This window comes from Mesorhizobium sp. M7A.F.Ca.US.002.01.1.1 (genome assembly GCF_004022955.1).
Classification (GTDB): Bacteria; Pseudomonadota; Alphaproteobacteria; order Rhizobiales; family Rhizobiaceae; genus Mesorhizobium; species Mesorhizobium ciceri.
Map to the genome: position 1 here is coordinate 1 of NZ_RZQE01000159.1, position 11,701 is coordinate 11,701.

13 protein-coding genes are annotated in these 11,701 nt (G+C 64.2%); 11 read left to right on the plus strand and 2 right to left on the minus strand.

Annotated features, from left to right (window positions below; genetic code table 11):
* The 11 genes from EN932_RS17100 to EN932_RS17150 form a co-directional block, all read left to right on the plus strand.
* On the plus strand, window positions 1-428 hold a 428-nt coding region (locus EN932_RS17100), incomplete at its 5' end, for an LLM class flavin-dependent oxidoreductase (protein ID WP_128368935.1).
* Window positions 425-1,885: an FAD/NAD(P)-binding protein gene (locus EN932_RS17105; protein ID WP_128368936.1), complete on the plus strand. Its 1,461-nt coding sequence runs from the start codon at window positions 425-427 to the stop codon at window positions 1,883-1,885. The genes EN932_RS17100 and EN932_RS17105, both read left to right, overlap by 4 nt.
* A 161-nt stretch (window positions 1,886-2,046) precedes the next feature.
* Window positions 2,047-3,147 (plus strand): dimethylsulfone monooxygenase SfnG, encoded by a 1,101-nt coding sequence (gene sfnG, locus EN932_RS17110; RefSeq protein ID WP_013528160.1) that lies wholly within the window; start codon window positions 2,047-2,049, stop codon window positions 3,145-3,147.
* Window positions 3,148-3,259: 112 nt separating this feature from the next.
* On the plus strand, window positions 3,260-4,195 hold the full coding sequence (locus EN932_RS17115; RefSeq protein ID WP_127384632.1) for an ABC transporter ATP-binding protein: 936 nt from the start codon (window positions 3,260-3,262) through the stop codon (window positions 4,193-4,195).
* On the plus strand, window positions 4,192-5,091 hold the full coding sequence (locus EN932_RS17120; protein ID WP_127370010.1) for a branched-chain amino acid ABC transporter permease: 900 nt from the start codon (window positions 4,192-4,194) through the stop codon (window positions 5,089-5,091). The genes EN932_RS17115 and EN932_RS17120 overlap by 4 nt, the downstream gene beginning before the upstream one ends.
* Before the next feature lie 3 nt (window positions 5,092-5,094).
* A complete protein-coding gene (locus tag EN932_RS17125; protein ID WP_127384631.1) occupies window positions 5,095-6,135 on the plus strand; it encodes a branched-chain amino acid ABC transporter permease in 1,041 nt (346 codons plus the stop codon).
* A gap of 80 nt (window positions 6,136-6,215) precedes the next feature.
* On the plus strand, window positions 6,216-7,553 hold the full coding sequence (locus tag EN932_RS17130; RefSeq protein WP_027164235.1) for an ABC transporter substrate-binding protein: 1,338 nt from the start codon (window positions 6,216-6,218) through the stop codon (window positions 7,551-7,553).
* A 79-nt stretch (window positions 7,554-7,632) separates the two neighbouring features.
* Complete coding sequence (locus EN932_RS17135) at window positions 7,633-8,439, plus strand: ABC transporter ATP-binding protein (RefSeq protein WP_164753483.1); 807 nt, start codon at window positions 7,633-7,635, stop codon at window positions 8,437-8,439.
* A 24-nt stretch (window positions 8,440-8,463) separates the two neighbouring features.
* On the plus strand, window positions 8,464-9,711 hold the full coding sequence (locus tag EN932_RS17140) for an SfnB family sulfur acquisition oxidoreductase (RefSeq protein WP_063171069.1): 1,248 nt from the start codon (window positions 8,464-8,466) through the stop codon (window positions 9,709-9,711).
* Window positions 9,712-9,774: 63 nt separating this feature from the next.
* Window positions 9,775-10,335 (plus strand): FMN reductase, encoded by a 561-nt coding sequence (gene msuE / locus EN932_RS17145; protein ID WP_013528153.1) that lies wholly within the window; start codon window positions 9,775-9,777, stop codon window positions 10,333-10,335.
* A gap of 118 nt (window positions 10,336-10,453) precedes the next feature.
* Window positions 10,454-10,939 carry a hypothetical protein gene (locus tag EN932_RS17150; RefSeq protein WP_013528152.1) on the plus strand — a complete coding sequence of 162 codons (486 nt, stop codon included), beginning with the start codon at window positions 10,454-10,456 and terminating at the stop codon, window positions 10,937-10,939.
* 14 nt (window positions 10,940-10,953) lie between these two features.
* Here EN932_RS17150 and EN932_RS17155 read toward each other — a convergent pair whose 3' ends face one another.
* Together EN932_RS17155 and EN932_RS17160 are read right to left on the minus strand one after the other, a co-directional pair.
* Window positions 10,954-11,493 (minus strand): hypothetical protein, encoded by a 540-nt coding sequence (locus tag EN932_RS17155; protein WP_127370279.1) that lies wholly within the window; start codon window positions 11,491-11,493, stop codon window positions 10,954-10,956.
* Window positions 11,486-11,701 (minus strand): glycine cleavage T C-terminal barrel domain-containing protein (locus EN932_RS17160; RefSeq protein ID WP_164890514.1); only part of this gene is annotated, 216 nt, incomplete at its 5' end. The genes EN932_RS17160 and EN932_RS17155, both read right to left, overlap by 8 nt.

Sequence of the window (11,701 nt, forward strand, 5' to 3'; positions counted from 1 at the left end):
CCGACAGGCTGATCAGCCGCCTCGACGACACGACGATCGCCTCGGCCCAAAAAGTCTTTGCGCGCATGGATTCGGTCGGGCAGGCGCGGATGAGCGCATTGCATGGCGGCGATCGTGCCAAGCTCGAGATCGCGCCCAATTTGTGGGCAGGCGTCGGCCTGGTGCGCGGCGGTGCCGGTACTGCCCTTGTCGGCGACCCCGACACGATCGCCGAGCGTATCGACGAGTACCGGCGCCTCGGCATCGATACCTTCATCCTGTCCGGCTATCCGCATCTGGAAGAAGCCTATCGCTTCGGCGAACTGGTGCTGCCGAAACTGCCGACCGACCATCCGGTAAAAGCCGCCGGCTCGTCCGTCAACACCGGTCCGTTCGGCGAGACCATCGCCGGCGACCACCGGCCGAAATCGCTCGCCAGCGCCTCGTGAACGCGCTCCCTCCGGCCCGCCGGTTGCGCGTCGCCATCCTTGGCGGCGGCTTTTCCGGCGCGGCGGTGGCCTGGCATCTGGCGCGGGCACCTCAATCGGAGTGCCTGTCGATTTCCGTCATCGAGCCGCGACCAGCGCTCGGCGGCGGCCTGGCCTATTCCAGCGAGGAACCGTCGCACCGGGTCAATGTCCCCGCAGTCAGGATGAGCATGGCTCCCGATGATCCGCAGCATTTTGCACGCTGGTTGGCTGGCAGCGGAGAACTCGAACACGACCCGGATGCCATCTGGAAGAACGGCGACGCTTTTCCGCGCCGTCGCGTGTTCGGCCGCTACGTCGCCGAGCATCTGGCGCCGTATCTCGGTTCCGGCCTTGTCCATCATGTCGAAGGTTCCGCCACACGCGTGACACGCGATGCCAGTGGCGCGGGCTGGACCGTGCACACCTCTGCCGGACCGGTCGTCGCCGATATCCTCGTCCTGGCAGCGACGCATCCGCGGCCCGGCATTCCCAACGCGCTGGCCTCGCTGACGGAAGCGCCAGGTTTCGTCGCCGATCCGTACGCTTCCGCCGCGCTTTCAGGGATCGGGCCGGAGGCGTCGGTGCTGATCGTCGGCTCCGGGTTGACCTCGGCCGACATGGTCGCCGAACTCGACCGCCGTGGCCATCGCGGCCGTATCCTCGCGCTGTCGCGCCGCGGCCTGCGCTCGCGCGGCCACCCGGATATCAGGGGCGAGCCTTTTGGCGACTTTGCATCCGCGCCGGCCACGACGGCGCTCGGCCTGCTCAAGACCATTCGCGCGACGCTGGCGGCCGCGCGCGCCGCCAGCGTCAACTGGCAGTCGGTCTTCGATCAGCTGCGCCTCCAGGGGCCGGTGCTGTGGGCCGCACTTGCGCCGCCGGAGCGGGCAAGGCTGGTGCGCCAGCTGCGCGTGTTCTGGGACGTGCATCGCTTCAGGATCGCGCCGCAGGTCGCCGCCGTGCTCGACCGGCGTCATGCCGCCGGTACAGTCGACACCATTGCCGCCAGGCTTGTCGCGTCGAACGACGAGGACGGCAGCCTGGCTGTCAGCTTTCAACGGCGCGGGCAGACCCGGATCGAGACGATGCGCTTCGCTGCCGTCATCAACACCACCGGTCCGGCCCATGGGCAGGCGCTGCAGCTGAACCCGGCGCTAAGCTCGCTGGCGGAAGCCGGCTTGATCAGGACGGACCAATATGGGCTTGGCATCGAGACAGGTCTCGACAGCCGCGCGATCGGCCGGGACGGCGCGGCGGTCGCGACACTCCTGGTCGCCGGCCCGCTGGCACGAGGGACTTTCGGCGAGCCCATGGGTCTGCCGGAAGTCGCCCGCCATGCCCAGACGGTCGCGGTTGAAATTGCCAAGCTGCTGGTAACGCTGCCGTCAGCGCAGGCCATCGGCCCCAATGCCGCGCACCGTCCACACGTGGGCTGACACCTGCGGGCCGGGTTCGGCAGCGAAAATTGGTATTTCCGTCCCAAGAGCGCCCCAAAAACGGAAAATCCTTCTTTGTATATATATTCTATAAACATAATAAATATCGGAGCCGGCGCGACCGGAGCGATCAACGACACGGCCTGAATGGGAGACAGTTCATGGCACATGCAGAAGCCGATCCGATCAAATTCGCCTATTGGGTGCCGAATGTTTCGGGCGGCCTGGTGATTTCCAACATCGAGCAGCGCACCAACCATTCTGCCGAGTACAATCGCAAGCTGGCGCAGATCGCCGAGAAGGCCGGCTTCGATTACGCGCTCAGCCAGATACGTTTCACCGCCGGCTACGGCGCCGACGAACAGCATGAATCGGTGGCGTTCAGCCATGATCTGCTGGCGGCGACCACGACGCTCAAGGTCATCGCGGCGATCCTGCCAGGACCATGGAACCCGGCGCTGGCGGCCAAGCAGATCGCCACCATCAGCTACCTGACCAACGGCCGCGTCGCGATCAACCTCGTCTCCGGCTGGTTCCGTGGCGAGTTCCATGCCATCGGCGAGCATTGGCTCGATCATGACGAGCGCTATCGCCGCTCGGAGGAATTCATCCGTGCGCTGCGCGGAATATGGACTGAAGACAGCTTCACCTTCCGTGGCGATTTCTACCGCTTCAATGAGTATTCTCTGAAGCCGAAACCGCCGCAAGTACCCGAAATCTTCCAAGGCGGCTCGTCGCGCGCCGCGCGCGACATGGCATCGCGCGTCTCGGACTGGTACTTCACCAACGGCAACACGCCGGCCGAGATCGCCAAGCAGGTCGATGATATCAGGGTCAAGGCGAAGGCCAATAACCATTCCGTCAAAGTTGGCGTCAACGCCTTCGCGGTCGTTCGCGAGACCGAGGACGAGGCCAGGGCGGTGCTCGCCGAAATCATCGCCGAGGCCAATCCCGACGCGGTCAATGCTTTTGGCCATGAGGTCAAGAATGCCGGCAAGGCCTCGCCGGAAGGTGAGGGCAATTGGGCGAAATCGTCCTTCGACGATCTGGTCCAGTACAATGACGGTTTCCGCTCGAACCTGATCGGCACCCCCAGGCAGGTCGCTCAACGCGTCGTCGACCTGAAGCGCGCGGGTGCGGATCTCATCCTGCTCGGTTTCCTGCACTTCCAGGAAGAGGTCGAGTATTTCGGCAAGCATGTCATCCCGCTCGTTCGCGAACTGGAAGACGCCGAGGCGGCGGCGTCGCTGGCGGCGGAATAGTCACCCCATAGGCACGCCGGACACGCGCCGGCCTGCACACATGGAGCTTGCCCGGCGCGCTGATCCGTCGGGCGGCAATAGGTCTTTGCGCGCCTAATCGAGGACGATTGGAATGCCGTTGCCCAGTTATACGCTCGGAGTGATGGAGGCTTCCGCCTATGCACCGGAGGTCTTTGCGCGCGGCCTGCCGTCAGGTCCACGGCCGGAGCAGTCGTTCGAAGATGTCGCCAAGTCGGCAGGGGCCGTTGCCGGCCATGCCTCAGCGTTGCTTTCGCTTCAGGGCATCAGCCTGTCCTTTGGCGGCGTCGTGGCACTGGCCGATATCGACCTATCGGTCCGCCAAGGCGAGATCCGTGCCATCATCGGCCCGAACGGCGCCGGCAAGAGTTCGCTGATCAACGTCATCAGCGGCGTCTACCGGCCGGATCGCGGCCATGTCCAGCTCGACGGTACCTCCTATGCCCAGGTCCCGACGCAGCGGCTGGCCCATCTCGGCGTCGCCAGAACCTTCCAGAATCTCGCACTGTTCAAGGGCCTAAGCGTCCTCGACAATGTCGCCTCTGGCCTTGCCTACAAGGTTCGCTCCAACTTTGCCGGCCAGGTGCTCGGCATCGGCCGCTCGCGTGGCGAGCAGCGCGATTCACGCAGCCGTGCCGAACAGATCCTTGAATTCCTCCATCTCACCGCCATTCGCGACCGTCTTGTCGGCACCTTGCCTTACGGGCTGCAGAAGCGTGTCGAACTGGCCCGCGCGCTGGTGGCCGAGCCGCGCCTGCTTTTGCTGGACGAGCCGATGGCCGGCATGACAGCGAGCGAAAAGAGCGAGATGGCGTCTTTCGTCCGTGCCGCGCGCGATCGTTTCGCCACCACCGTGGTGTTGATCGAGCACGATGTCGGCGTCGTCATGGGTCTGTCCGATCGCATCGCCGTTCTCGACTACGGCCGCAAGATCGCCGACGCCACGCCCGATGAAGTTAGGAACGACCAACGCGTCATCGATGCCTATCTCGGCGTCGCCTCGGACAATGAGGACGGGGCAGGCATATGATCGCCGATTTCGACTACCAATTCCTCATCGAAGTGCTCGTCGGCGGCCTGCTCTCAGGCGTCATGTATTCGCTTGTCGCGATCGGCTTCGTGCTCATCTACAAGACCTCGGGCGTGCTCAATTTCGCGCAAGGCGCGATGCTGCTGTTTGCGGCACTCACCTTCGTCAGCCTCGTCGAGCGCGGTATTCCGTTCGCGCTGGCGCTGGCGGTCACCTTCGCCATCATGGTGGCGATGGGTGTCGCCATCGAGCGCACGGTGCTGCGGCCACTGACCAACAAGCCGCCGATCACACTGTTCATGGCGACGCTCGGCCTGTCCTACATCATCGAGGGCGCCGCCCAGCTGATCTGGGGCACGCAGGTCCATGGCCTCGATCTCGGCATCGAGGACGTGCCGCTGGAAATCGGCGGCGTGCTGATCAGCGAGTTCGACATTTTTGCCGCGGTGGTTGCCGCCGGCATGGTCCTCCTGCTGTCGCTGTTCTTCCGCTACACCCGCATCGGCCTCTCCTTCCGCGCCGTTGCCGACGACCAGTTCGCGGCCCTCGCGGTCGGTCTCAGGCTGCCGCTGATCTGGGCCACCGTGTGGGCTGCCGCCGGCCTTGTCGCCCTGGTGGCGGGACTGCTCTGGGGCGCACGCCTCGGCGTGCAGTTCTCGCTGTCGCTGGTGGTGCTCAAGGCGCTGCCGGTGCTGGTGCTCGGCGGCTTCGATTCCATCCTCGGCGCCATCGTCGGCGGGCTGCTGATCGGCGCCAGTGAGAAGCTCGCCGAGGTCTATATCGGCGATTATTTCGGCGGCGGCATCGAGAGCTGGTTTGCCTATGTCGTCGCGCTCGTCTTCCTGCTGATCCGCCCTTCCGGCCTGTTCGGCCAGAAGCTCGTTGAGAGGATCTGAACAATGACCGCGATAACAAGCGATTTCGTCGCCGCGCCGGTGCTGCCGAAATGGGTCGTACCGGTCCTGCTGCTCGCCTTCGCCTATGGTGTCGTGCCGCTGATCGGCTCAAGCTATCTGTTCGAGGCCATCCTGCTGCCGTTCCTGGCGCTCAGCCTCGCCGGCGTGGGCTTGAACATTCTCACCGGCTATGCCGGCCAGGTCTCGCTGGGCAGTGCCGCCTTCATGGCGGCGGGCGCCTTCGCCGCCTATAATTTCAACCTGCGCGTCGAGGGCCTGCCGCTGATCGGCAGCATCTTCCTGGCCGGCATCGTCGCCGCCGCGATCGGCATCGTTTTCGGCCTGCCCAGCCTGCGTCTGAAGGGTTTTTATCTCGCGGTCTCGACGCTCGCCGCGCAGTTCTTCGTGCAATGGGGGCTGACCAAGTTCAGCTGGTTCTCCAACAACTCGGCGTCAGGCGTCATCGACGCGCCGAGACTGTCGATTTCAGGTTTAGCGCTCGACGGCGCCGTCGGCCGCTATTTGTTCGCGCTGACAATTGTCACTGTGCTGACCTTCCTTGCCTACAGGCTGGTCTCGTCGCAGACCGGTCGCAACTTCATCGCCATCCGCGACAATGAAACCGCCGCCCGCATCATCGGCATTCCGGTGCTGAGGACCAAGCTGCTGGCCTTCGCCATCTCGTCCTTCGTCATCGGCGTCGCAGGCGTCATCTGGGCCTTCGCCTATCTGAGGACCGTCGAGCCGGACGGCTTCGATCTCGATCGGTCGTTCCAGATCCTGTTCATCATCATCATCGGCGGGCTGGCTTCGATCCGCGGCGCGTTTTTCGGCGCCGCCCTCATTGTGGTTTTCCCGCTCGCTCTGTCGCGCCTCGGCGGCTTCCTGCTCGGCGATCTCTTCGATTCGGGCGTGCTCGACATGAGCCAGCGCATCGTTCTGGGCGCGCTCATCATCCTGTTTCTGATCCTTGAACCCGACGGGCTGGTGGCGCTGTGGGACAGGGTCCGAAGACGGCTCCTGTTCGCCTGGCAGTCGACTTGAGCTGATGCATTGAAAATGAATCCCATCGGAAAATGAACAAGGGGCCGAACAAGACGGCCCATACCGGGAGTACCTCGACCATGACTTTCCTCAGCACAATCAAGGCGGCGGCGTTGTCCGCGGCGATGATCGTGTCGGTGGCCTTGCCCGCCGCGCACGCCGACGAACAATATTTCCCGCTGCAGAGCTATCGCGTCGGGCCTTACGCGGCCGGCGGCACCGGCTTCTTCGGCGGCTTCATCGACTATCTCAACCTCATCAACATCCGCGACGGCGGCGTCAACGGCGTCAAGCTGACCTGGGACGAATGCGAGACCCAGTACGAGGTCGAGCGCGGCGTCGAATGCTACGAGCGGCAGAAGAGCCATGCCGGCGCCGCCGCCTGGAACCCGCTCTCGGTCGGCATCGCCTATGCCATGATCGACCGCATCACCGCCGACAAGGTGCCGCTGATCACCGTCAACCACGGCCGCACCGATTCCACCGACGGGCGTGTCTTCCCCTACGTCTTCCCGCTGCTGCTCAATCCCTACAGCGAGACATCAGGCATCGTGAACTACATCGCCTCCAAGGAAGGCGGCATCGACAAGCTGAAGGGCAAGAAGATCGTCGTGCTCTATCACGGCTCGCCCTACGGCAAGGAGACCATCCCGATCTATGAGCTGCTGGCGCAGAAATACGGCTTCACCGTGCAGCAGATCGAGGTGCCGCATCCCGGCAACGAGCAGCAGTCGCAGTGGCTGACCATCCGCCGCGCCAAGCCGGATTTCGTCGTCCTGCGCGGCTGGGGTGTGATGAACCCGGTGGCGCTGAAGACGGCGGTCAAGGTCGGCTATCCCGTCGATCACATCGTCGGCAATGTCTGGTCGAATTCTGAAGAGGATGTCATCCCTGCCGGCGACGCCGCCAAGGGTTACACCGCCATCACCACGCAGGCTTCCGGCAACTCCTACCCGGTGGTTCAGGAGATCGTGAAGACGGTCTACGGCGCCGGCAAGGGTAACCTTGAAGACAAGGCGCGCATCGGCTCGGTCTACCACAATCTCGGCATCGTCAACGGCATCCTCAATGTCGAGGCGATCCGGGTCGCGCAGGAGAAGTTCGGCCACCGCACGCTGACCGGCGACGAGGTCCGCTGGGGCTTCGAGCATCTCAAGCTTGATCCGGCCAAGGTCGAGGCGCTCGGCGCCAAGGACCTGTTCCACTCGATCAATGTCAGCTGGGACAACCATGAAGGCGAAGGCTACGTGACCTTCCAGCAGTGGGACGGCAAGAAGTGGAACGTCGTCTCCGACTGGATCGCGCCGGACTGGGCGCTTCTGCGGCCAATCATCGAGAAGTCCGCCGAGGCCTACGCCGCCGAGAAGGGCATCAAGCTACGCACCTCCGACGATGCCAATGCTGTGACCACCAACTGATCAGTCAGTGCCGGGCGTCGCGGACCAAGTTTCCGTGGCGCCCGACCTGTTCGGTTTTCGAACCGCGAAAGAACAGCCTATGCCGAACGATGACGTCATTCTTGCTGTGGACACGGTCCATGCCACCTACAACCACGCCATCACGGCGCTGCATGGTGTCAGTTTCGAGCTCAGGCGCGGCCAGATACTGGCATTGCTCGGTGCCAATGGCGCTGGCAAGACCACGACGCTGAAGGCCGTCTCCAACCTGCTGCCGGTCGAACGCGGCCAGGTCAATGCCGGCACCATCCGCTATGACGGCTCGGATGTCTCGCGCCGCAAACCGGGCGATCTGGTGCGCGCCGGGCTGGTTCAGGTGCTGGAAGGCCGCCACTGCTTCAAAAGCCTCACCGTCGAGGAGAATCTGATCGCCGGCGGCATCGGCCGCAGCGGCAGCCGCGCCGAGATCAACGGGGATCTCGAACGGATCTACGGCTATTTCCCGAGGCTTCGGGAAAAACGCCGGACATTGTCCGGCCTGACCTCCGGCGGCGAACAGCAGATGACCGCCATCGGCAGGGCGCTGATGTCGCGGCCGCGGCTGCTCGTCCTGGACGAACCGTCGATGGGGCTCGCGCCAATCATCGTCCAGGACATCTTCCAGAGCTTGAAAAAACTCAACCGCGAGACTGGCCTATCCATCCTGGTCGCCGAGCAGAACTCCGCAGTGGCGCTGCGATATGCCGACCATGCCACGGTGCTGGAGAACGGCGTTTCCGTTCTCGCCGGCGCGGCCCCCGAGCTTCGCCAGCGCGAGGACATCAGGGCCTTCTATCTCGGTCAATCGAACCCCGGGCAACAGGCGTCACCCGCCACCAAGCCCGCCCATCTCCACGCCGTTGCCTGAATCGAAATCCCAAGGAGCAGTGAAATGACCGTTTCGACCGTCAAGACCGACAAGGCTTCCGCCGCCGTGCCGCCAGTCGCAAGGCCGACCGCCCCGGCGCACATCATCAAGGACGACGCCGAGGCGATTGCGGTTGCCCATGCGCTCGCCGCCGAATTCGTCAAGGACTCCTCCCGGCGCGACCGTGAACGGATCTGGCCGGTCGCCGAACTCGATGCCTTTTCGCAAAGCGGCCTGTGGTCGATCAATGTACCCAAGGCATTCGGTGGGCCGGAGGTGTCCTATGCGACGCTGGCGAAGGTGATCGAGATCATCTCGGCGGCGGATTCCTCGATCGGCCAGGTTGCGCAGAACCATCTCGGCGTCGTCGCTGCCATCCGCACCGTCTCCGACGCGGACCAGCAGAAGCTGCTGTTCGCCGAAGCGCTGAAGGGCACCCGGTTCGGCAACGCCTTTTCCGAGTTCGGCTCCAAGCGCGCCGCCGATTTTGAGACCCGCTTCACCGATGCCGGCGATCATGTGGTTGTCAACGGCCGGAAATTCTATTCGTCCGGCGCGCTGCTCGCCCATCTGGTGCCGATCGTGGCGCTCGATGACGAGGGCCGCGCCTGGTATGCGATCGCCGACCGCGGCGCACCCGGCCTGACCGTTATCGACGACTGGTCGAGCTTCGGCCAGCGCACGACCCTGTCCGGCACCGTCATCATCGACAACGTCAAGGTGCCGAAGACGCATCTGGTACCCGGCTACAAGGGCTACGACAAACCGACCGCCGACGGCGCCATCTTCCAGATCATCCAGGTGGCCGTGGACACCGGCATCGCCCAGGCGGCGATCGACGAGACGGTCGATTTCGTCAGGACCAAAAGCCGCGCCTGGATCGACAGCGGCGTCGACAACGCCTGGGACGATCCCTACACCATTCAGGCCATCGGCGACCTGACGCTGCGCCTGCACGCGGCGCAGGCGCTGCTCGAAAAGGCCGGTCATGCAATCGACCGGGCAGTGGCCGAGCCGACAGCCGAGACGGTGGCGCACGCCCAGATCGTCACTGCTGAAGCCAAGATCTTGTCGACAGAGATCGCCATCGCCGCCACCAACAAGCTGTTCGAACTGGCAGGGACCCGCTCAACCCTGGCCGAGCACAATCTCGACCGGCATTGGCGCAACGCCCGCACGCACACGCTGCACGATCCGGTGCGCTGGAAATACTCGATCCTCGGCAAATATTTCCTCAACGGCGAAAATCCGCCGCTGCACGCCTGGAGCTGATTTCCACCGGCGGGCTGGCGGCCCGCCACGTCAAACCTTCGACCATTCAAGAGGCCCACTGCCATGTCAAACCCAACAGTCGTCGGCTTTTCCGGCAACATCACCAGGCCGTCAAAGACGCGCGCCTTCGTCGATCTGGTCGCCAGGGACATCGCCGCCAGCCACGGCCTATCGGCGAGCACCTATGATATCGAGGATCTCGGGCCGTCGCTGGGAACGGCGAAATGGGCCCGCGATCTCGACGGCCAGGCGCACGCGATCCTGGAACAAATCCTCGCCGCCGACGTGTTTGTCGTGGGCTCGCCGACCTACAAGGGCAGCTATACCGGCCTGTTCAAGCATTTCTTCGATCTGATCGATCCGGCGGCATTGCGGGGAAAGCCCATCGTGCTGACGGCGACCGGCGGTGGCGAGCGCCATGCCTTGATCGTCGAGCATCAGCTGCGGCCGCTGTTCGGCTTCTTCGAGGCCTTTGCGCTGCCCACCGCCGTCTACGCCACCGACAAGGATTTCACCGACGGCGTGCTGCGCTCCGAGGCGATCCTTAAGCGTGCGGCGCAGGCGGTCGACGAGGTCGGCTTTGTGCTGGCCAATCGTTCGGCAGGCCGGATCGCCGCTGAATAGCCTGTCGTCAGCCAGATTGAACTGAACGAAATCCGTGAGGGCAGCGCCCCCGCTTACGCGCAATTTACGACCGACCGCTAAAACCGTTCCTGTCTGATTCGTCTGGGACAGGAACGTCATGAGCAAAGCCCTTACATCCTTCGCATTGGTCGCCGTGCTGACCGCCTTGCTCATGGCGTTGAGCCTGGCTGTCGCCAGGCACGGCTATCCCTATGGCGCGATCGGCGTCAGGCGCCTTGACGGCATTGCCGACGCCGGCGTGTTCATCCCGATTGCCGCCGTCTATTTCTTCAGCGCGATGCTGATGATGATCCTGCCGATCAGGGCGGCCGGCATTGTCCTGACCCATGCCGCAGACGCCCTTTTCTGGACCGTGATCGCACTGTTTGCGACCATCGTCGGCTGTCTGGTCGCCAGATGGGCGTTCGGGCAGGGCAGCGCCGTGTGGACATTGCTGAACTGGCGGTTCCTGTTTGCCGCGGCGATCGTCGGTTGTCACTTCGTCATGAACGAGCTGCGCCGCAACGTCCTGCTGCGCAGCCTGTTCTTCGTCGTCTTTGCCGCCGCGACGCTGGCCTGCCTGTTCTGGTCGTTCACACTCTGACCAGCCGTAACCGGCTACTTCGCTGATCCTGCGGCGATGTTGCCGGCGGCAATTTCCATCCATGTCCAGAGATAGGCGGCAAGACCGCGATCGACATGGATGCGCAGCTTGCCGTCACGGCGATAGACGACGGCGCTGATGCCTGCGAATGAGAGCGCTGCACTGGCGCTCGCTTGGCTGGGATCGAGCGTCGTTCCACGCGCGATGAAAGCGTCGAGCGCCGTGCCCTCGGCCTCGAACATTTGCAGCCCGGCGCTGATCGCCGTCACCGCGAACCCGTCTGCATGCCAGCCCGTCGCGATGGCGAGGACGCTGTTCGAGACGACGAGCAACCGGTCGCGCGCCAGCCGCGCCGCATAGCGGTCACCTTGTGCGGTGCCAAAGGCTCCGATTCCGTTCCCGTCGGCGCTCGAAGCCCGCGCCCACGCGTCGAGGTCGCCGCTGACCAGCAACTGGTTGAGGCCGCAGACCGCGCGTACCACAAGGCCGGGCACCTTGATCACCGCCGATTGCCAATCCGGTGCAACAGACCATTTTTCCGCGAGATCACGCATGCAGCCGGTCTCCTGCCGGGTCGAAGGCGCAAGGGGCGGTAATCGTCGCCTTGCTGATCTTGCCGAGATGCTGGATGTCGATCGTCTCGCCGTGCCGCGTCGCGCCGCGCTCTATCAGCCCAAGCGCAACCGGGCGGCCAAGCGTCGGGCTCTGGTAGCTCGAGGTGACAAAGCCCTGGCTGTGCAATCTGCCGTCGATCCGTTTGAT